The organism is Caulobacter radicis, from assembly GCF_003094615.1.
Classification (GTDB): Bacteria; Pseudomonadota; Alphaproteobacteria; order Caulobacterales; family Caulobacteraceae; genus Caulobacter; species Caulobacter radicis.
The window spans coordinates 271,274-291,430 of record NZ_QDKO01000010.1 but is presented as its reverse complement, the minus strand read 5'-3'; the positions used below and the strand labels follow the sequence as shown (position 1 = coordinate 291,430).

General features: G+C 63.0%; 16 protein-coding genes and 1 pseudogene. 4 read left to right on the top strand and 13 right to left on the bottom strand.

Going from position 1 to position 20,157, the window contains the following annotated elements:
• The coding region (locus DDF62_RS07050) for a PAS domain-containing protein (protein WP_116488479.1) at positions 1 to 309 on the bottom strand (309 nt) is incomplete at its 3' end.
• 514 nt (positions 310 to 823) lie between these two features.
• Here DDF62_RS07050 and DDF62_RS07045 point away from each other — a divergent pair.
• A pseudogene (locus DDF62_RS07045) lies at positions 824 to 1,012 on the top strand (IS110 family transposase); the annotation flags it as partial.
• 566 nt (positions 1,013 to 1,578) lie between these two features.
• On the opposite strand, the gene DDF62_RS07040 reads toward DDF62_RS07045, so the two are convergent.
• The 12 genes from DDF62_RS07040 to DDF62_RS06985 form a co-directional block, all read right to left on the bottom strand.
• Positions 1,579 to 2,088, bottom strand: coding sequence for a hypothetical protein (locus DDF62_RS07040; protein ID WP_133244898.1), 510 nt, complete (start codon positions 2,086 to 2,088; stop codon positions 1,579 to 1,581).
• A 92-nt stretch (positions 2,089 to 2,180) separates the two neighbouring features.
• Positions 2,181 to 2,477, bottom strand: a complete 297-nt coding sequence (locus tag DDF62_RS07035) for a hypothetical protein (RefSeq protein WP_116488459.1) — start codon at positions 2,475 to 2,477, stop codon at positions 2,181 to 2,183.
• A gap of 164 nt (positions 2,478 to 2,641) precedes the next feature.
• Positions 2,642 to 3,970, bottom strand: a complete 1,329-nt coding sequence (locus DDF62_RS07030) for a HEPN domain-containing protein (RefSeq protein WP_116488458.1) — start codon at positions 3,968 to 3,970, stop codon at positions 2,642 to 2,644.
• A gap of 170 nt (positions 3,971 to 4,140) precedes the next feature.
• Positions 4,141 to 6,228 carry a DEAD/DEAH box helicase gene (locus DDF62_RS07025; protein ID WP_116488457.1) on the bottom strand — a complete coding sequence of 696 codons (2,088 nt, stop codon included), beginning with the start codon at positions 6,226 to 6,228 and terminating at the stop codon, positions 4,141 to 4,143.
• Positions 6,228 to 7,151 carry a HamA C-terminal domain-containing protein gene (locus DDF62_RS07020; protein WP_116488456.1) on the bottom strand — a complete coding sequence of 308 codons (924 nt, stop codon included), beginning with the start codon at positions 7,149 to 7,151 and terminating at the stop codon, positions 6,228 to 6,230. The genes DDF62_RS07025 and DDF62_RS07020 overlap by 1 nt, the downstream gene beginning before the upstream one ends.
• 286 nt (positions 7,152 to 7,437) lie before the next feature.
• Positions 7,438 to 7,950 carry a hypothetical protein gene (locus DDF62_RS07015; RefSeq protein WP_116488455.1) on the bottom strand — a complete coding sequence of 171 codons (513 nt, stop codon included), beginning with the start codon at positions 7,948 to 7,950 and terminating at the stop codon, positions 7,438 to 7,440.
• An 18-nt stretch (positions 7,951 to 7,968) separates the two neighbouring features.
• Complete coding sequence (locus tag DDF62_RS07010; protein ID WP_116488454.1) at positions 7,969 to 9,126, bottom strand: reverse transcriptase family protein; 1,158 nt, start codon at positions 9,124 to 9,126, stop codon at positions 7,969 to 7,971.
• A 165-nt stretch (positions 9,127 to 9,291) separates the two neighbouring features.
• Positions 9,292 to 10,587 (bottom strand): phosphoribosyltransferase-like protein, encoded by a 1,296-nt coding sequence (locus DDF62_RS07005; protein WP_116488453.1) that lies wholly within the window; start codon positions 10,585 to 10,587, stop codon positions 9,292 to 9,294.
• A gap of 6 nt (positions 10,588 to 10,593) precedes the next feature.
• On the bottom strand, positions 10,594 to 12,309 hold the full coding sequence (locus tag DDF62_RS07000) for a UvrD-helicase domain-containing protein (RefSeq protein ID WP_116488452.1): 1,716 nt from the start codon (positions 12,307 to 12,309) through the stop codon (positions 10,594 to 10,596).
• A complete protein-coding gene (locus tag DDF62_RS06995) occupies positions 12,306 to 14,309 on the bottom strand; it encodes an ATP-dependent nuclease (protein ID WP_116488451.1) in 2,004 nt (667 codons plus the stop codon). Before DDF62_RS06995 ends, DDF62_RS07000 begins: the two co-directional genes overlap by 4 nt.
• A 334-nt stretch (positions 14,310 to 14,643) precedes the next feature.
• Positions 14,644 to 14,868 carry a helix-turn-helix domain-containing protein gene (locus tag DDF62_RS06990; protein ID WP_244286736.1) on the bottom strand — a complete coding sequence of 75 codons (225 nt, stop codon included), beginning with the start codon at positions 14,866 to 14,868 and terminating at the stop codon, positions 14,644 to 14,646.
• A gap of 117 nt (positions 14,869 to 14,985) precedes the next feature.
• Positions 14,986 to 15,240: a helix-turn-helix domain-containing protein gene (locus tag DDF62_RS06985; protein ID WP_116488449.1), complete on the bottom strand. Its 255-nt coding sequence runs from the start codon at positions 15,238 to 15,240 to the stop codon at positions 14,986 to 14,988.
• A gap of 111 nt (positions 15,241 to 15,351) precedes the next feature.
• Here DDF62_RS06985 and DDF62_RS06980 point away from each other — a divergent pair, with 111 nt between their 5' ends.
• From DDF62_RS06980 to DDF62_RS06970, 3 genes are all read left to right on the top strand, one after another.
• A complete protein-coding gene (locus tag DDF62_RS06980; protein WP_116488448.1) occupies positions 15,352 to 15,903 on the top strand; it encodes an RNA polymerase sigma factor in 552 nt (183 codons plus the stop codon).
• Positions 15,904 to 15,918: 15 nt separating this feature from the next.
• Positions 15,919 to 16,932 (top strand): FecR family protein, encoded by a 1,014-nt coding sequence (locus DDF62_RS06975; RefSeq protein WP_116488447.1) that lies wholly within the window; start codon positions 15,919 to 15,921, stop codon positions 16,930 to 16,932.
• A 184-nt stretch (positions 16,933 to 17,116) separates the two neighbouring features.
• Positions 17,117 to 20,143, top strand: a complete 3,027-nt coding sequence (locus DDF62_RS06970) for a TonB-dependent receptor (protein ID WP_279629658.1) — start codon at positions 17,117 to 17,119, stop codon at positions 20,141 to 20,143.
• The last annotated feature ends 14 nt before the right edge of the window (positions 20,144 to 20,157 follow it).

Genomic DNA, 20,157 nt, shown 5'->3' with positions numbered 1-20,157 from the left:
GGAGGCCTGGATCCAGACCTCGCGACCGCCCTTGCCGATGCGCAGATATTCACGCGCATCGAACTCGCCTTGGCCGAGCTTGGACCAGAAGTCGCGGTAGTCTTGACTCGCCGCATACTCAGGCTCGACGAACAGGCTGTGGTGCTTGCCGACGATCTCAGAGAGCCCATAGCCCATGGCGTCGCAGAAGTTGGCGTTGGCGGCCAGGATCTTGCCCGACAGGTCGAATTCGATCGTGGCGAGTGAACGATCCAGCGCCGCCAAGGTATGGGCCGGATTGCCATTCAAACGTTTGCGTAACCCAATCACCGCGCTTCCTCCGAGGTCAAGCTTTCGCCCAAAGGAGGCGAACCGGGGTCAACGAACGGTAAAATTCGAAGGTGTGGTTTGTCGCGGTCTTAGAAAATTGAGCCCGATTTGGGTTGCTTGTTCTCAATTAAAGGTAGCTATTTTCTGTTCAGAGAATTTGATGATGGAGAATATTGACCTGATTTCGCGCTATGCGGGAAACCCGCGATACGAACGAGAAGATTTCTAGCGACGATCTGCCGCATCGCATCGAGCCTGAGAAACGACCGGCCGATTTGACGACATCTACAGAGGAAGTTTGGCGCGCGGCGCGATTGGATCCTCTTGGCCCGAGGCGCGTGCGCCACCTGAGCGCTAAAGTCGTGTTCTTGGAGGTGATCCAGAGTCGGCTATTGGCACGCCGGGCCCAGGAGCGTCGTGTTCCTGGCGCTGAACCAATGTCCGCAAATGATGCTGTGGACGGCTCTCCACCCCACCGGCAGCCTTGGCTTCCGGTTTGAGCTGGAGGAGAGCCATGGGTCAGGTTGTCACGATCGGTTTGGACATCGCCAAGTCGGTGTTCCAGGTGCACGGGGTCGACGCGGAGGGCGCCGTCGCCATTCGGCAAAAGCTCCCGCGAGTGCGGCTGTTGTCGTTCTTCGCCAAGCTGGAGCCTTGCCTAGTCGGCATCGAGGCGTGCGGCGCATCCCACCACTGGGCGCGTTAGCTGATCGGCCTGGGTCATGAGCCGCGGTTGATGCCGCCCAGTTACGTGAAGGCCTATCAGTCTGGTGTCACCGCAGTCCTGATCGGCATCCTCATCGCGCGGGGCGTGATATAGCGAGAGAAGTTCGCCTGAGCGTTCGATCGTCTCGAGCACGCGCGACGATGGGCGCCTTCGCGGCCTGTTCCGGACCCTGATCGACAACCTTCTGGTGCGACGAGGCGTTCGACCTGTTCGCGCCATTTCTCCGCCTCGAGGACCGTAACAATGTTGCCTTCCGAGATCTCTGGCAGAAAGTCTCGCAGACTGCAGAGAAGGTGCTGGATGTCGCTGCGACGAACCTCCTCCGGTAGCGCACGCTCATACAGAGGGTTTCATTTACGCCCCTGATCGACGACAGCTTCCACTGTGTGTTCGATCCTAAGGTCTGGTTAGCTGGCCGGGCCGCGCCATGAACTGCCGCTTGTGCGCCTCCATAAACAGGACGTTCAGCGCCAGCCCGGCAACGGCAGCGCACGACCCACCTACGACATTCAATATGTCCGGTGTCTTGCTCCATATCCGCCTTAATCCTCCACCCCGATTTGAGAGGGAGGTTTTTGACCAGTGGCCCCTTCGACCATTCCGAGGAGGAAGCCGCAAACCTTGATAGCGACACCTGCAAGCCGCTTCATTTGAGGTTCGGCATCGAATTCGCCAAGACCGAGGTTCTTGGAACCCATCTGGCAAATGCGATCGATCGCTTTCTCGATCACGGCAGGCTCATCGCCGTGCGCGATTTGGTTGCGGGTTGTGTTTATGGTGCGGGCCGCCGCAAGTATTTCGCCCTGCCTTTGACTGGGCGAAAAAAGGCTTTCGAACAAGGCGAGCTTCATCGCGAAGCTAGGGTCGCGCTCAAGAAAAGGGCGCGGGTTCGGTAGCATTACCTTCAGGCAATCCTCTATAGTGGCTTCAATCAAAAGGTGCAGGGCGAGCAATTCCCCGTATGTGCCGCGCATCGAAAGGCTTAATCGTTGATAACGTTCAATGGTGTCACGATTTTCAGGCGAAACAGACGACATATCTTCATGTGTCATGCAAAAATCCGTCAACACTAGCGGGTGCTATTTTCAGTCGCCGATATTACTCGGGACCGCTAGGGATTTCCGCCAACCGCCCATAGCGGAGATTAAAGCCGGACGATCTCCGGAGATGCACCAGCGGCTCCGTCGCCCAACCATGCTGTCGCGAAGCTGATCACGCGATCCAGAGGCTCGTCGGGATGAGCGGTTGTGACGATGAACCGATCCGCATCGGACCCGTCGCCCACTACTAACCAGTCGATCTGATCTTCAATCTCTTCGGCCATCGGCCCAGCGACGCAGATCAGCTCGACACGATCTGCCACGCATTGCTCCACAAACGCCGGGAGTTTATCGGGCGCGCTCAAGGGCGCTTGGAGAACGACTTTCAAGGGATACGGCATGCGCGAAACCTATCCTGGCACGTGTCCGCTCACCACCCTCGTCAGTCGATCCGAATGTCTGCGCTGCCGGCCGGGTCGCGCCAGTTGCTGCCATTGGCGCACCTCCAGGAACACGACGTTCAAGGAGGGCGTAACATTGACGGGCGCCAGATCGGACGAACCGACTAGCCAACCTCGAGTTGAGGCCCTCTCAACTCCGATACCGGCCAAGTCCCACCATAGCTTGCCCTGGCCAGCGTGGCGTTGAACGCCTGATGCCGTGTGCTGAGCGGTATCTTTTCCAGCACCTGACCGTAGAGCCGCTCGACGAGTTGCTGGACCGTATCGGCCTGGGACTTGCTCACTGACCTTTTGCCGGTGTGGACCAAGCTGGAGCGAGCCCCGTAGAGGCCCCGGATCTGAGCCGCCAAGTCAGCGCGTTCGTCCGGGTCCTGCGCAAGGATCACGGCGGCGTGGCGGGCAATCGTCTGGGTTACGGGCGCGGTCTTGTCGTCATTGCTCAGCAGGGCCTCGATGGCGGTGAAGAAATAGAGCAGACGCTCAGCCCGGTCGATGGCGCGCCGCCCCCGGGTCATCCAGCCCAGACCCTGGGCGAACCGCTCGCCGACGGTGCCGCGCGCCGGATCGAAGACGGCCCCGGCGTGATTCAGGAAAGCTTGGCTCTGGGTAATGGCCACGAGCCCGCTACCGATGCGGTAGTAGCCGCGAAGTTCGCCGCCGTCCCCGCTCATGGAGCTGCCGTCAAAGACCAGAGCCATGTCCTGGGCCTCGCTGGCGGCCAGAGGGTGGGCTTCTTCGTCGCCGATGAGCGGGAAATAGACGGTGACGCCCTCGTGCAGCAGCCGCAACAGGCTCAAAGCGACGTCGATCAACCAGGCTGCCTGCTCCTTAACAGTGCGCGGCGAGGCGTCGAGGGCCACCGACCAGACCACCTCGCTCATGTTGAAGGCGACCGGCCCGTTCTCGAACAGCGTCAGAGACCGCCCACCAACACCCAGGAGCCATTGCCGATCAGGTTCACGGGCCTGAAACTCGGCGTCGAGCACGCGCGTGCGGATGGCGCGAACCGGACCGATCCTGATCTCGTCAACGTTTTGTTCGAGCACCATCGCGTAGTTGCGATCGACATAAACCAATGCCCTGGCCGCGCCAGCTTCCAGCGCTTCTAGGAAGCTCGACACCGTGGCCTCGATGGCGGTCTCATGCCCCTTGGCGGCGCGCGCGCCGGCGAACCGCCAAAGAAGATCATGCACGTCGGAGTCGTGGCAGACCACAGGCCCGAGAACCTTGAGGGCCCGTTGGACGACGGCATCATAGGCAGCCTGTGTAGTCTGGGTAGTGATGAACGGAATGCCATCTTCGACGTGGCCGCCAGGATGATTGATCAGGGCCGCCCAGTTGGTCGTGAGCGGTTGAACGTCGGCCTGCGCGCCTTGGAAAAACGCGCTCGCCGCGCTGCAAAGCTCTCTGTCGCCCTTCAGCGCCCCCGCCATCGGCCTCTCCCCTCACGCCTGACCCGCGCCCGCGGCCAATCGGGCTGCCCCAGCGGTCCTGAGTGCTGTCCCTATCGGCGTAGTGCTGCAGGTGGTCGCCAATATGCGCATGAATTAGTGCAAGGGCTAACCTCGGTCTCGCGCCAGTTGCTGACGTTTGGACCCCGCCGTCAGTCCACGGTGATGCCGTCAAAGAAGAATTTGACGACGAAGCGATCAAACCGGCTCAACTCTTGCGCCGCCAGGACCTTTTCCTCCCCAAGCTGCTTGAACCGCTCCAGGGCGACCAGCAGGTCCATGTCAGGATCTTCGAAGTTGATTAGGCCTGCACGGTGAATCTTCTTCGAGATCATCCTCGGAAGACCGTACTCCTCCAGGTGGTAGACCGCGCTTGGCAGGAACGCGCGGCTCATCCGGCCCACGAAGCCGGAGACGTCCACGGACGGGTTAATGATCAACTTGTGCAATTCGTTCGTATCGCTGAGCAGCGCCGACAGCTTGAAGGTTACCGCCCGTTCGAGCTTGAAAAATTCCTCGATATCGATCCCGGATTCTTCCAAAGAGCGGATAATCTGAGAGAGGTCCTGCTTCCAATTGTTGGCAATGGCCTTCGTTACGGTGACGACGTTGCTCCACGGCGCGTCCCAGCCATTCGGCTTCAACTTGAGCACCTTATACAGCGTGCTTTCCCAGTTGGACGAATTGCTGGAATTGAGGAAGGCGAACCCTCTCCAATCTTCTGGGGTGTCCCGCATGTCCGTCGCCAGACGCAGTAGAAAATCGGCATCGCTGTCGTGGAGCAGGTTTTCACGCTTGATCCGCGCGAAGTTCTCCTCGCCGACAATCGACGACATCTGAACTTTGTACTCGATGATTTTCTCAACCTGACGGTCAGTCAACTGCTCGGCGTCACCGGTTTCGTCCAGAGTCCCGAGAATTTCCTCGGGAAATTCGATCTCAAGCTGCGCGTCCTCCGATACCGGTGGCGCATCGAGCAAATGGATGTTTCCCACGAAATATTTGAACATCCGGCCGCCGCGACCGATGATGTTTTTGTAGGTGAAGTCTTTTAGATTGTTCTTTCCAATTTTGCTCCGCCACAGAATGACGTTCTCGGCGGAGGTGTTGACGCCCTCGATAATTGATGATGTCGAGACGATATTGTTGAAGCCATTATCGTACTCAAACAGCTTAACCTGAAGCTGACTTATGCAGCGGTGCATGCGCCCGTTATGAACGCCCACACCACGGTCCGCCAGGTCCGCCAATATCCAATCGGGTTTATAGTTATCACGAAGCCATTGCGCGAAAGGTTTGGTGTACGGGTTATCCACCTTTGGCAAATGATCAATGACGAGGTCGGAAACTCTCTTAATATCAGCGTAGGTTCCTGCATAGATGAGCGCCTTCTGATCCCCTGCCGAAATCAGCTCGATCAGCTTTTCGCCCTTCTTCTTTTCATCCCCCGCGATTGCGCTGTAGTGATCTTTGATATCCAGATATACGGTGTTGAAATCTAGAAGTTCAATGAAGTCCATGCCCTTCGTGAACGCATTTTCACCGAGCTTCTTGATGTTCGGCGCTAGATAGTACCTCTGCGTTGCCTTTTTTGAGAGTTTCAATATCGCCTTGATCAGAGAAGGCGCACGCTCCTTGTCGTGCTTTTGGCTGGCCTTGTAAAATTCATCGACAACGAGCAAGTCGATCTTATCTAGAACATCTAAATACCCGAACGCACGCTCCTGCGGGAATATAAGGATATTTTTCGCGCTAAGTGCTGTGTCTGGCGCTGTGATCACCGTATAGTCTTTGGAGAATTTCTTGAATATCCGCCGACGCGTCTCATCCATCAGCGCGATGGTCGGCACGATGATCACGACGGTGTCGGGCTTCTTCGCCGCAATGAACGCATCAATGATGAAGCTTTTGCCAAAGCTGGTGGGCGCGCTAACGGCGATGCTTGTGCCGTCCAAGAGCTTTGCCAGAACGCTCGACTGCTCGCGATGCAAGGTTGCGACGCGACGACCGACGTCGACCTCGAAGGCCTGATGGACGTATTTGACGTCCCAAGACGCGCCATCGAGCTGAAGGTAGGGAAACAGTCCGGTCTCCCGGATCATGTGGTTCACGACCTGCGGATACGGCGTTCCAGCTTGCTCAAGGTCAGCCAGTAAACGAATAAGAAGGTTTCGCGCCGCAAGTTCATTGCGGGCGGTAAGAAGGTTGTTGATCTCGTGGCAAGTTTCAAAAACCTCCATCAGCCCTGCTCCTTATAGAAGGCGACAGTTTTGACAAAGGCGTCGACGATGCCCTTCTTGTTCGGAACCGGAAATAGAATGATATGAAAGCTTATATCGTCATATTTATGGACGTTGCTCGCCTTTGCCATCTGCTTGGCGAAGTACGCCTCCGCCCCAGCCTGATGAGTTAGCTTTATCTGCGCCTTATATTCATTCGAATAATCCTTGGATTTTGCGGTGTCATCGCATTCGTGCAGGATAAGGATCGGAATATGAATTTTGGATTTTAGGTTATCGATCGACTCTCTGTTGCTAAGAGCCGCTCGTATATTTTCGAGTAACGTTGGATCTATCTGCAGCCCGTCCAGATCGGACACGCTCGTGATGATCGCGTTTTCCTTTTTCAGCTTGTCCGTCGAGAGGGACGCCATGACGGACGCAACGATGGCGTCGAGGCGATAGTCCTCGATGGAGTTGTAGAACTTCGCCTCCCCGAACCAGAGTGTGAAGTCATCTCCATTAACGACGATGTGGACGCTATCGGCACCCTTGGCGTTGTCCTGAACGTTCTGCTTGTAGAATATTTTCGGAACGACCGGCAGCGCTTTATATTGGTGCCGCATGATCCCATAGAGGAAGACTTCAGCGATCTCGCTGCCCTGCCCGACCTCATCCTTGTCGGTCAATCGCAGGTTCTTGGCCGCAGCCACCAGGCTGCTATGGCTTTGATCAACGAGCGAGGCGCGCTCCCTTTGGGACAGCGCCGTCTGGGCGATGTTGTCCCAGAGAAAGTTCTTGAACTTAGGATAGCGCCATTTCGCGTCCTCGAAGTCGTTCACCAGACTGAGAACGCGCTTTTTCACCAAACCCTTGAGCTGCGCAGCCGAGGTGATGTTGGATAGCGCATCGTCGATAAGGACGTCGAACACTAGTCCCGTCATCGACACGGGCTCCGCTTAAAGATCGATCGCACCGATGGCATCCAAGCTTCAGTTCGCAAAGGAGTTCCCCGACTCCTTGCGGAAAGGTGCAGCTTGCGATGCAAGGTTGCAAGCACCTTGGCCGTCACGCGCGTCGCGCTCTATCTGCGTGTCCCCACCCGTCGCTAGGCCGAAAGCGACCTGTCGATCCCGGGCCAGCAGCGGCAACTCAACACCTAGTGCGTCACCAAGGGCTAACCATGCGCACGTGCGGCAGGCATGGCTAGCAGTGCCGGCATCGGATTAGTTAGCAGCCAATGCCCTCTTGTGGCTCATTGTGTCCGATCGGCTTCTGAAGTTCCTGGTAAGCGAAGTTCTCAACACGAATGAATGTAAGGCCGCTCACCAGCGACCTACCGGCCGCCTCAATCCCGGCCAAGGTCGGCTCCGGCTTGAAATCCGCCAGTTCCGTGGTCGTTAGAAACCGCCGCATACAGCTCTCGATCTCCGGCCGGTTGTTGTGGGCGAGCGAGTTTCGCAGATGGTCTAGCGCGATGCACGACGAGGCAAAGTGGTCCAAGTACGGATCGGGACAGACGGCCTGAAGCACCCGCACCTTGTGGCCAAACTTGAGTGCGCCAAGCTTGTCGGGGCGGGCAAGGAAGTGGGCCAGACAAACGTCCAGCTCCTGCTCAACGGCGAAATGAACCGCCAGGACCGCGACCGTTCGCGGGTCAGCGGCACGGAAGGCGTCGACGTAGCGCTGGAAGGCGTCGCGCCACACATCATGGTCCGGTCTTGGCTCTGCGGTATCCATCATTGATCTTTTCCGCCGCCCCTATCTCGTCCAATCGATGTCGTTGAACTGCGCATAGAGCTTCGCCCCGTAGGCGCGATCGACCTGATGTGCGAATGCGATCAGCCCCTCAATATGCCGCCTCATGCCGATGCTTGAGGCGAATCCGCGTTTCGCGCGGTGCGCTGCAGCGCCGATTTTAGGTGAGGTCAGCGCATAGAGATGCGTCTCGACGTTGTTGCGGAAAGCTCGAGTGAGCGCAGGTCGAGTACTGTCGACCAGCACTCCCAACAAGACCTTCCGTGCGCCCGGCGGGACCACCGATGTTTTTGCCCGATGACTGACGAGACCAAGCAAAGCCAACTCATGCTCAACCGCCTTTGCCAGGTGCATTGCAGCTCCGCGGCTTGAACCGTCGCGGCGTGAGAATGCCAAGTCGTCCGCATAGCGGGAATAGCCCCACCCTGTGCTCTGCGCCAACGCCTCGACGCGACGATCGAAGGACCTCATGACCAGGTTCGCGAGCATGGGGCTGGTCGGCGCACCCTGCGGCAGGTGGCCTTGTGGATGTTGCCAGTAGGGTAGACCAGTGTGGCCGCGGCCGGCGGCTCGTCTCGGGTCGGCAACGCCATGCTGGGTCAATCGCGTACACAGCCGAGCCATTTGGAAGCTTAGCAGCGCTGTGTAGCCGAGCGTTCTGAACACCCAATAGGCCTGCCGCTCTGAGATCGACTCGAAGAAGTGGCGGACGTCCATCTTCAGGAGCCACCTCGCCTCGGTGTGCCGCCAGGCTGCGCCGACGAGGTTGCGTTTGGGCGTGAAGGCGAAGCTGGCGTCGTGAGGCGCGACCTCGTTGAGGATGTTCTGCGCGATCCACCGCTGCAACCGCATAAGCTGCGGATGCGGGACACAGATTGTCCGATATTTGCGAGGCGGGGCAGCAGCGCCGTTTGGCGTACCGCGCTTCTTGACCCTGTAGACACGGTACGGATCGATCTGCCGGAAGATGATCTTCTGTAGCGGCTCGATGGGAACGTCGACCAAATGGGCGAGATGGTGCAGGGTCAGAACGACCGGCAGGTTCTCGTTCCGCCGCTTGATGTCCCGCGCGATAGATTCCGCCGCGGCGATGATCGCTTCGGAGCGACCGGCCGCCAAGGCGCCCAGGCGAAATTGCTGAGAGCTCCACGGGTGTCTCATCTACTTGAACCCAGGCCTGGCGGCGTCGCTTCGTCCTTCGAACCGAGCCTCACGAGGAGGTTCCTGAAAGGAACGAAGGAGGAAGCGACGTGGACCTGCGATCGGCAGCTCTAACAACGGCGACCGGAAACCCGATCACCCACGATAGCCGGTTCGTACCGACCATCACGGCCGCTCCGAAGAGCGGCGGGCGCTAAACAAGAGCCGTGGAGCCCTCAGTTGTGTTGGATAGTACGGTTCGGCTTCCGTGGGAATGGTGGGGCGTTCGCGCTCGGAACGCTGACCAGCCTCGACCATGGCATAACCCGCGTCGGTTAGGCGGCCATCCCCGCGCAACAAGCCATTCCTCAGCGCTCGCCTCAGCGCCTCCATGACGGTTGGCACTGGAAGACCCGTTCTCTCCGCCAGCGCTACTTCCTTCCCCGGACGCCAGCGACCACGCATGATCGACAGCAGTAGGACCGTCGTGGCGTCGGCGGGCGAGAGCGCCGGGGAGAGCGCGACGCCAGTCGCTGACGCGGCGGCGGCGACGGCCTGATCATCCGAGCGTAGCCCGAAAGCAGGCCGAAGATCGTTCGGCGCCGCGCCAATGTAGAGCGCGCGCCACCCGCTTTCCGATTTGTGCAACAGCGCTGGGGTGTTGTTGGGGAGGCGATAGCTAAACGCGATCAGCGCCCCAGATTTTCCGAAGCCCCACCGGCTAGCGCCTCGCCCAGCATCCGGACCGTACTTCGACACTAGGTCGTGCCAGTCCCACTCCTGCCGCCATCCCGTCCCTCCCAGGCTGGGCGCGATGTGTTCGGCCATCACTTCCGGCTGGAGCCTGTGGCGTCGGACACGGGTCATGCCCGCAGCGGTTCCGGCCGCCGCTACGACATGGAAGGTGACGAGGCGTAGGGACCGCCAGGCCTTAACGGTTGGCACGGCCCACATCGCGTCAAGGATGTCGCGCACTCGCTGACCGGAACCGATGAAGTCTGTGACGATGACAATCGCCCCAACCGGTGCCGTCTTGCCCCGGATTCGGTCCGGTCCCGGATGGTTCAGGAAGATTTCCGGTCGGGTCTCGACGACGGTGGAAACGGCCAGGGCGACTAGGCCTTCACTGCCCACGCGCGTCCCACCGCGGACGGGTTTGACGGCGGGCGGCCCCACACGTCCAACAGCGCGACGATGGGCGCGACCACGCGCGTTAATGATCGTCTCGCTCTGGAAGAACTCCTTCTGGGGAAACTCGCGCTCCGCATAGAGCGCCACGCGCCGATGTCGGCCCTTCCGTCCATCGGCGAACCTGTAGAGCTGACTGCGGATGGCTGCGCTGACCTGCTCCTCGTTGAGCAGGAGCATCGTGTCGAGCATGGCTTCGGCCGCCGTCCTGTCAGCCTCGCTTTGGTCGAATTGCGCCAACCATGTCTGGGACGTTGGATAGGTCGACAACGGCGCCAGCTTGAAGGAAGCCATCTGCGATCAGCCGAGGAAGTGCGCGTTGTCAGCGCCAAACAGCTCGCGCACCCTTTGATCCTTGGTCCCAGACCGGGCAGTCAGGTCGATGACCGCCAAGTTGGTCTTCGCTCGCGAGCAACAAACATAGAAGACATTGCGGCTGCGGTTCCAACGCTTCTCGTTGGCGACGGTGTCCTCGCCGCTGAGATACTTCGAGAAGGAGTAGAGGTTCCAGCTGGCCCCTCCATCATCAAGCACGACGAGCACGGTATCGAACTCGTCGCCCTTTACCCCATGCTTGGTGGCGAACGGTGTGTGCGCCGCGAAGAAGTCCGCAAACGCCCGAACCTCCCGATACGGCAGCGCAAACAGTCCCGCATAGAAGGTCTGTTCGCGCGCCTCGCGTTCGGCGGCCGGCGCGTCCTCACTGGCGACCTCGCGCTTACCGCCACCCAAGCGGAAGGCCAGATCGTCGAGCAACGGGAACAGGCCGCTGGCCCCGATGTGGCCCGTCAGCCCGCCGATCGTTCCTTCGTCACGTAGCCGGACCAACTCGTCCAGCGCTTGGCGCGCCGTGCGCTTGTCAGCGTTGCTCGACAGCTTGTGGCCGTTGGCGCGAAGCAGGGACAGCGTGCGGCCCTGGTCGCCCTCAGTCCATGCCGCCGCGAGCGGTTCGACGCGCTTGAGGAAGTAGGCGATGGACGGGTCCTCTCCGTCCATGAGTCGGTCGCGGGCGAAGCTGCCGCGCTCGGCGTAGAGCGCCAGCAGATCGCCGTAGCCTGCCTTGCCGGCAATGAGGCGGTGCGTGAGGAAGAGTTCGCGGCACGCTGGTGCCTTCCGCGACCAGCCAAGCTTCTCGTCCACGAAGGTGTGTGCCGCAGCTAGGCCAGCGTCGCCATCATGGCCCGGGTGGACGTAGACGGCGGCGCCCGGCGCATTGTCCGCGGCCGGGAACTGCTCGATGTCCGTGCGAATCCGGTTCAGGACTCGGATCACGGCCTCGGAGCACCGGCGGTTCTCAGCCTTCACGATCGGGCGAAGCTGGGCGGCCAAGGCGGCGGGAATCTCGCCGACGCCGGGGTGCTCACCACCATGATAGATGTTCTGCAGCTTGTCGCCGAACAGGCCGACGACGAAGCCCTCCGTGGCGCCTGGAAGCAGGTTGCCGAGCACAATGTCGATCACCGCCGGGCTGGTGTCCTGATACTCATCCACGAACAGAAAGGGATGGCGCGCGGTCGTCAGGCGGCAGAGCAGAGGGTTGTCGGCGAACATGATGCGCGCCACCCCCAGGAGGTCATCGTGGAATAGCCGACCTTTGAGGAAATTCGAGCCCGTGTCCGAGTAGGTCACGGCGAGATCCGGCAACGCGGCGACGAGTTCGCCTGGGTCCTTCTTCCGGCTACTGCGATCTCCCAAGGCCGCGTTAAACTTCAGCAGCGCTGCCTTGAGCGCCTTCTGATGCGGGGCGATCACCTCCCACAGGAAATCGTGGATGGTCGAAACCCGCACCACCGCGTCATGACCGATCCGTTCAAGGATTTGGTCCTTCGCGACATTAGTGAAGGTGATGCAAGCGATGGTCTGCCCGTTGGCCGCGAGCTGTCGACGGTGCTCTTTTAATACGGCGCGCAAGGCCTGCACTAAGGAGTAGGTCTTGCCGGCCCCGGCGCCGGCGTCCAGCAGAAAGCTTATCCTGGCCTTCAGGCACTCGGCAATCTCTTCGTCGGCCTTGGTCATGACGGTTGCGCCGCCAGCCAGACCAGACCGTCGGCGATGTATTTCGGCGTCGACCATCCGCCGTGGACGAGAAGGTCGAGCGCGAAGTCGACCTTCGGCAAGCTGGTCGTGAAGGCCTGCGCGCGCAGTTCGTCAGCATTGGCCCCAGGCAGAAGCTCGCCCGTGCCGATCAACTTCGCCTTCTCGGCCAGGAGCCAGTCGGCATTCGCATAGATGAACGACTCCTCGAAGCTCCGGGCGCAGGGCAGATGCCCCGCCTCGGCGACTTGATAGGCGACTTGGATTCCGTCCTCCGTCTTCTGTTCCGCCGTCGCGCCCAGAAGCTCGCCGAGCACCGACTTCCCCGGCAGCCACTTCTTGAGCGTCGCGTTGCTCGTCGAAACGCCGCCCGCCACCGGGCACTTCTTCCGGTCGCCGTCGATGGCGTCCAAGTCGGTAACGATCAGGGTCGGCACCTCGATGAAGCGCACGAGGTTCTTGAAGGTGTGGGCATAGGCGCCGCCCACCTCGATAACCGCGAGATAGGTGCTGGTCAGATCGCCGATCCCGTCCACCGCCGCCTTGGCGATCATCTTGGGCAGGAGTAGGCGCTCGACGGCTCCTTCGATCAGAATGGCCTTGTCGCAGAAAAACAGGTCGCAGCGGGTCAGGGTGAGGTACTGTGAGAGGAATTGCAGCGCTGCCCGCTGCTCCGGTTCTGTCTGCGTCGCCTGGAAGGCCAGGAGGTCTTTGACGACGACCTTTGCCCCCCGGCGCCGGAAATAGCGCACCGGCGAGAAACCGCAGTTCGCCACGATGTGCGGCGAGTGGGTGGTGAGAATGAGCTGGGCGCCACCGTTACCGCCGGGGTTGATGAACTTGTCGGCCTTGTCGATGAATACCGCCTGCATCTGCGGGTGTAGATGCGCCTCCGGCTCTTCGACGATGATAAGGTGGACACGCGGACGCGGACCGTCGCCGTTCTCGACCTCGTCGCGATAGGCCTTCAACTGGAGGACCATGTAGATGAGATTCTTGAAGCCGAGACCGTTGTACCGCTCCGGCAACTCGTAGGCGGGCTGCGGAGCGCCGCCAGCCGTGGCCTCGATCTCTGCTTCGTAATAGACGCGGGTGTTGTCCTTGAAGATCGCGCTCGCCGACAGCTCGGCCTTGATGGTGAGCTTGGGCGTGCGCGGATAGCCGAACTGGCCGAGGCTATCCTTAAGGTCCTGAAAGGCGGCCCCGTACTTGTCCGTCAGATCGACGGACTGGGCTTTCACCGCCTTCTCCAGCTCCTCGTAGCCCGCCGGCTCCGCCACCTTGTAGCGCCGCTCGTAGTGGACGTTCAGGAGGCGTGAGAGTCGCGTCGCCTGCGCCCCCTCCTGGTCCTCCATGTGTCGCTGGGCTGGCAGGAAATCGATCTTGAGCAAACGCTTCAGCAGGCCGCCGTCGTCCAACAGCTCGCCAACCCGCGTTTCGGGATGCACCTTCGAGAATGAGACTGCGTAGACGTCGCTCAACCGCCCGGCCAGGAAGTCAAGAAAGGAGACCGGCTCCTTGGCATATTGCTCGCGGTAGTCGGCAGCGAGTTGGATGGGGTCCTGCGCGCCGAACTCGATTCGCAGGGCGATGGCGAAGGCCTGGTCATCCAGATCCATCAGCAACTCGCCGACCACCGCCAAATCCTCGGCCGTCTCTTGGTATGTGAAGTCGAGCGTCATCGCCATGGCCGGCAGCGCCGGTGCCGCGTTGGCCTCGCCATCTTCCGCAGCCTCGGCGTCCTTATCCTTCAGCGCCCAATTGCCGAACGCCTTAAACGCGGCGTGGGTGACGACGGAAAAGTCGCTGATGGAGAAGGCCTTGCCGGAGCCCGCGACAAATAGGTCGAGCGCCTCGGCCATTGAGGTCTTGCCGCTGTTATTAGGACCGACGAGCACAGTCGTCGCCTTCTCGGCGTCCAGGGTCACCGCCACGTCCGCAAGGAGTCGGAAGTTCTCGACGCCTACCTTGGCAAGTCTCATCCACTCCCCCGAGGCGGACATTTGCCGCGAACGCCACAATCTCGCACGCGCTCCGAATTACAACAACTGTTGGTTGGCGCGCCGAAGCCTCTACTACTTGGCGCGGTTGTTGACCGTCGCAGAGACCAGCTCGCCGTTCCGCTCGGACGCGCCCATTCGGGGAGCAGACCTTTCCAAGGTCAGCGATGAGTCAGCTAGCGGCATTCGCGGTGGCCGCAGGTCGCGTCAGCGATCGTCACCCGAATGGGCCGAGACCGCGTAGCGGGCTGGGCGGCGTCCGGCGCAGCCGGCGCCGTAGAGCGCGGTCGCGCGCGCCAGCGCGCGAGACGTCCAGCTAGATCTCGATCTTTCCTGGAATACGCGTGAGGAGATCTGCGAACAGCGCCTCCGGCCGTTCGTTCATCGCCCGCGCCAGCGCGATGAACTCCAGCACATCGACGCGCCGTTGCGACCGCTCGATCAGAGATATGAACGTTTGGTCCTTGCCGAGCCGATCGGCCAAGTCAGCCTGCCTCAGACCGGACCTCTTACGGGCTTCGAGAAGGACTTCGACCAGCATCGAATGGGCACCGTCGAAGATAGTTTTGGGCATTGTGGCCGACCAAGACTTTGATCGGCCACCCAGCTATATGGAAAATCACCGTATGCATTTTTTCCGTATTTCAACGGTGCTGCTCTAGCTCTGAGCCGCCTCATCAAATTGGACAAGGCGCTCGAACATCTGCTCAGGGTCCTGATCCAAGGCGCGGCACAAAGCGACAAACTCGATCACATCGACCCGTCGCTGGTTGCGTTCGACCAAGGAAATAAGGCTTTGGCTCCTGCCAACGCGTCGAGCCAATTCCGCCTGGGTAACACCTGCGCCTCGGCGCACTGAAACAAGGAGCGCGGTCATCCGGCGGTGCGTTTCGTCGAAGATGGAACTTGCCATGGAGACGGCCGATCGTTGATCGGCACACCACCTATACGGAAAATTCGCGTATGCAGTTTTTCCGTATTTGGCTAGAATTCGGCCCCGCACCACCGGTTTGGAACGGCGCCCATGTCCCCGCCCGACGGCCACATCGCCGACCCCGACGCCCAGGCCTTGCTGGATGAGGCGGCCCAGGCCGTCGAAGCGCCGCCCTCGCCCCGTGCGCTGGCTAGCGCCTATCTCGACTACCGCGACTGGCTGCGAGGAGTGCTGGCCCTGCGCTATGGCCAGGACGTGGCCGATGATCTGGCCCAGGACACCTATCTGCGCGTCCACGCCTACGAGCCGGCCGCCCCGGTGCGCAGCCCCCAACGGCTCCTGATGCGCATCGCTCTGAACCTGGCCTCCAACCGCAGGCGCAAGGCCGACCGCGAGATCCCCATCGCCCCCGACGACAAGGTGCTCACCCGCCTGCCGTCCCCCAGCACCCAGGAAGAGGCGGCGCACCTGACGAAGATGTTGCTCGCCTTGCCGCCTAAGTTGCGCGATGTTTTCGTCCTAAACCACGTCAGGGGCCTGACGTATCGCGAGATCGCCGCTTTGCGGGGAATCTCCGCAAAGGCGGTGGAAAAGCGGATGAGCCAGGCGATCGCGCGCTGCGCAAAGCTGATGCGCCCCTAGAACACGGGGGAGGCGATGGACAAGGACGGGGCGATGGCGCGGGCGGTCGACAAGAACGCCGCAGAAAGGGACGCCGCCGACAGGGAGGCCGCAGATTGGTACGCCAGGCTCTCGGGCGGCCCGGTCAGCAACGGCGAGCTCAACGCCTTCTTCGCCTGGCGCTCCAAGACCCTCAACGACGCGGCCTATACCCGCATCGAGGCCCTGACGACCACCGCACGCGCCCTGGCCGACGCCCCGGCCCTTAGGGCTTTGGCCGACGAGGCCGTGGCGCGCCGGCGCGAAAGGCCAAGGACGCGGCCAAGACAGGGCGCCATCGCGCTCATGGTCGGCGCGGCCCTGACGACCGTGGCGATCGCCGGCGCGGTGGCCTGGCGGCCCTGGGCGGGCCAGGTCTACAGCACCCCGGTCGGCGAACGACGGGCCGTCACCCTGGCCGACGGCTCCAGCATCGAGCTCAATACCGATAGCCAGGTGCGGGTGCGCCTGAGCAAGACCGAGCGCGCCCTGACCCTGATGCGCGGCCAGGCGATGTTCTCGGTCCATCATGATCCTGTCCGGCCGTTCGTGGTCACCGCCGGCGACACGCGGGTACGAGCGATCGGCACCCGGTTCGAGGTCTATCGCAGCGGCGAGGCCGTACGCGTGACCCTGGCCGAGGGGCGCGTGCGGGTCAGCAGCACGGGCGCCGCCGCGCCGATCGAACTGAAGGCCGGCGAGCGGGTGGAGACCGCGCCCGCGACGCCGGCCCTGCCCACCAAGATCGACGTGGCCGCCGCCACCGGCTGGACGCAAGGGCGCCTGACGTTTCGTGAGGCGCCGCTGGCCGAGGCCGTCGCCGAGGTCAATCGCTACAGCCGCCGCCATGTGCGGCTCGGTCCGGGGGCGCCGCTAAACCTGCCGATCAGCGGCGTGTTCGACGCTGGCGACACCGAGGCCTTCGCCCTGGGAGCCGGGGCGCTGCATGGCTTGAAGACCACGCGCCTGGCCAATGGCGACATTGAGCTCAGCGCCGCCACGCCCGGCTAGGCGTCACAAATCTTTCGTATCGCGGTAGGGTAAAGCGCCCTCTGAGGTGTCTCCACCTCGCAAGCGCTCCGGCAGCGACCGCCAAGACGGCGGCCCCGGCGCGTGGAGGGGGACTAGAAGGATGGGCGCTCGACTTGGACTTGGGCACTTTGGACGCGAGCTCTTCGGGCTCGGGCTCTGGGGCGTGGGGACCGCCGCCCTGGCGGCGGCCGTGGCCGGACCGGCGATCGCCGCGCCGCGCATCGACGAGGCCGCGGCGGTGGATCTGGCGGCGGGCCCGCTGAACGCCTCGCTCTACGCCTTGGCGCGACAGACCGGCGTGCAGATCATCTTCGCCGGCGAGGTGGTCGCGGGCCGGGCGGCGCCGGCGGTCAAGGGCCGGCTGTCGGCGAGCCAGGCGCTCGAGCAACTGCTGGCCGGCAGCGACCTCCTGGTCCATCGCGCCGGGACGCGGGTGCTGGTGGTGCGCACGCGCGGCGGCCTCCTGCCGACGGCCGGTCCCGGCGCTGGGCCGCCCGGCCCCTCGCCCCGGTCGCACGACCAAGCCGCCGCCCAGCTTCCCGCCGAGGCGGCCCCGGCGGCCGTCCAGGACGACCAGGTGACGCAGCTCTCCGAAATCGTCGTCGGCACCCATCTTCGCGGTGTGAAGGACACGGCTTCGCCGGTCATCGTGCTTGATCGCGCCGCCCTCGACGAAGCCGGCCGGACCAGCGTGGCCGACGCCCTGTCGGCCCTGCCCCAGGCGTTCGGAGGCGCGGCGACCGAGGACACCGCCTCGACCGGGGCCGATCCGAGCAGCACCAATTCCACCCAGGCCACGGGCGTGAACCTCCGGGGCCTCGGAACCGACGCCACCCTGGTGCTGGTCAACGGCCGCCGACTGGCCGGAACGGGCCTGCGCGGCGAGTTCGCCGACGTCTCCTCGATCCCGATGGCGGCGGTCGACCGCATCGAGGTGCTGCTGGACGGGGCCTCGGCCCTCTATGGCTCGGACGCCGTCGGCGGGGTGGTCAACATCGTGCTGCGCCGCCGCTTCGACGGCGGCGAGACGCGCCTGCTCACGGGCGGCGCCACACGCGGCGGCGCGACCCAGTGGTCGTTTGGCCAGACGCTCGGCAAGACCTGGGACGGCGGCAGCTTGGTGGCCTCCTACGAGCACGCCAACCGTGATCGTCTTCGGGGCCGCGACCGCGACTTCGCCGGCCAGACCGACCTTCGCCCCTGGGGCGGGACCGACCAGAGGCGGTTCTACGCCAGCCCCGGCAACATCCTGCGCCCCAACGCCGCCGGCGTGCTGGCCCCGGCCTATGCGATCCCGCCGGGACAGGACGGCACGGCGCTGACGCCGTCGAGCTTCCTGGCTGGGCAAGTGAACCTGGAAAACTGGCGGGCGACCTACGACATTCTGCCGCGCCAGCGACGCGACAGCGTCTACGCCTATGTCGCCCAGGACCTGACCGCCGCCATTGAGGTCTCGGCGGACCTGCGGGCCAGCCGCCGCCACTACACCAGCGTCGGGACCGCGCCGCTGACCGTGCTTTCGGTAACGCGAGCCAATCCCTACTTCGTCTCGCCGACCGGGGCGTCGTCCGAGCGCATCGCTTACTCGTTCCAGAGCGAGCTGGGCGGCCAGAGGCTGAACGGCGTCGCCGAAAGCCTGGGTGTCTCCCTTGGGACCCTGGTGCGTCTGCCGGCCGACTGGCGCCTGGACGCCTACGGCGCCTATGGCCTCGAGTATTCGGTGGCCGACACCACCGGGCTGCTCAATTCCAGCTACCTGAACGAGGCGCTGGGAACCACGCCCGACAATCCCGCCTCGACCTTTAGAACCGCCGCCAACGGCTTCTTCAACCCGTTCACCGGCACGGCCTCCAATTCCAGAGCGGTGCTGGACTTCATCGGCTCTGGCTATGTCCACCGCAAGACCCGCGGCGAGACCGCTTCGGGCAACCTCAAGCTCGACGGGACCCTGTTCAACCTGCCCGCCGGCCCCGTCGCCCTGGCGGTCGGCGGCCAGGTCCGGCGCGAGGGCTTCAAGGCCGGCGGCACGAGCCAGCTTTCGGGCTATGTCCCGGTCCCGGTCACCCGGCGCGACGCCGAGCGGACGGTGCGGGCGGTTTTCGCCGAACTTCGCGCGCCGCTCTTCGGCGGGGCGGTCACGCGACCGGGCTTCAAGCGCCTGGACCTGTCGGCGGCCGTCCGGCGCGAGGACTATGGCCATGGCCTTTCCAGCACCGACCCGAAGTTCGGTCTGATCTGGGAGCCCATGACCGGCGCGACGATCAAGGCCTCCTACGGCACGAGCTTCCGGGCGCCGACCCTGATCGAGCTCAACCAGCCGCAGTCGATCGCCCCCACCACCATCACCACCGACGGGGTGTCGACCATCGTCATGATCCTGTCGGGCGGCAACACCGAGTTGAAGCCCGAGACCGCGACCTCGAAGACCATCAGCGTCGAACTGGCGCCGCCAGCCTGGCCGAGGTTCAAGGCCACGGCGAGCCTCTTCGACACCACCTTCGAGGGCCGCATCGGCCAGCCGGGCTCGGACAACCTCCTGCGCGTCCTGACCGCGCCGGAGTTCGCGCCGTTCGTCACCCGCGTCTCGCCAGCCAGCAACCCCGCCGACCTCGCCCGGATCCAGGCGCTGATCGACGATCCGCGCTCCCTGGCCCAAGGCGTGTTCGCCCCGACCTCCTATGGGGCGATCATCGACGCGCGCTACGTCAATACCGGCCAGGTGCGCGCCCGGGGCCTGGATGTCTCGGCCAGCTACAGGGCCAAGGTCGGCGCCGACCCGCTGATCCTGGCCGCCGACCTCACCTGGCTGATGGACTACCAGCGCAAGGTCACGCCGCTGTCGGCGACGGTCGAACGCGCCGGCTTCGTGGGCGAGCCGGCCGACCTGAGGGCCCGGGCCAGCGCCACCTGGCTGCATGGGCCGATCGCCACCACGGCGGCGGTCAACCGGGTCGGCGACCTGGCCACCGACAAGGGCGACCGGGTGAAGGCCTGGACAACGGTCGACCTCAATCTGCGCTACCGCGCGAACGGCGGACGCCTGGCCGGAACCTCGCTGTCGCTGAACGTCCAGAACCTCTTCGACCGCGACCCGCCGTTCTACGACTCCCCGCTGTCCCTCGGCTATGATCCGGCCAACGCCGATCCGCTCGGACGGGTAATCACCCTCCAGCTGACCCGCAGCTGGTAGCCGCCAGAGCCGCC

Bases quoted from the DNA above. Each gene is read 5' to 3' on its own strand.
- DDF62_RS07040 (WP_133244898.1), bottom strand. From the start codon at position 2,088: ATGACACATGAAGATATGTCGTCTGTTTCGCCTGAAAATCGTGACACC.
- DDF62_RS07035 (WP_116488459.1), bottom strand. From the start codon at position 2,477: ATGCCGTATCCCTTGAAAGTCGTTCTCCAAGCGCCCTTGAGCGCGCCC.
- DDF62_RS07030 (WP_116488458.1), bottom strand. From the start codon at position 3,970: ATGGCGGGGGCGCTGAAGGGCGACAGAGAGCTTTGCAGCGCGGCGAGC.
- DDF62_RS07025 (WP_116488457.1), bottom strand. From the start codon at position 6,228: ATGGAGGTTTTTGAAACTTGCCACGAGATCAACAACCTTCTTACCGCC.
- DDF62_RS07020 (WP_116488456.1), bottom strand. From the start codon at position 7,151: ATGACGGGACTAGTGTTCGACGTCCTTATCGACGATGCGCTATCCAAC.
- DDF62_RS07015 (WP_116488455.1), bottom strand. From the start codon at position 7,950: ATGATGGATACCGCAGAGCCAAGACCGGACCATGATGTGTGGCGCGAC.
- DDF62_RS07010 (WP_116488454.1), bottom strand. From the start codon at position 9,126: ATGAGACACCCGTGGAGCTCTCAGCAATTTCGCCTGGGCGCCTTGGCG.
- DDF62_RS07005 (WP_116488453.1), bottom strand. From the start codon at position 10,587: ATGGCTTCCTTCAAGCTGGCGCCGTTGTCGACCTATCCAACGTCCCAG.
- DDF62_RS07000 (WP_116488452.1), bottom strand. From the start codon at position 12,309: ATGACCAAGGCCGACGAAGAGATTGCCGAGTGCCTGAAGGCCAGGATA.
- DDF62_RS06995 (WP_116488451.1), bottom strand. From the start codon at position 14,309: ATGAGACTTGCCAAGGTAGGCGTCGAGAACTTCCGACTCCTTGCGGAC.
- DDF62_RS06990 (WP_244286736.1), bottom strand. From the start codon at position 14,868: ATGCTGGTCGAAGTCCTTCTCGAAGCCCGTAAGAGGTCCGGTCTGAGG.
- DDF62_RS06985 (WP_116488449.1), bottom strand. From the start codon at position 15,240: ATGGCAAGTTCCATCTTCGACGAAACGCACCGCCGGATGACCGCGCTC.
- DDF62_RS06980 (WP_116488448.1), top strand. From the start codon at position 15,352: ATGTCCCCGCCCGACGGCCACATCGCCGACCCCGACGCCCAGGCCTTG.
- DDF62_RS06975 (WP_116488447.1), top strand. From the start codon at position 15,919: ATGGACAAGGACGGGGCGATGGCGCGGGCGGTCGACAAGAACGCCGCA.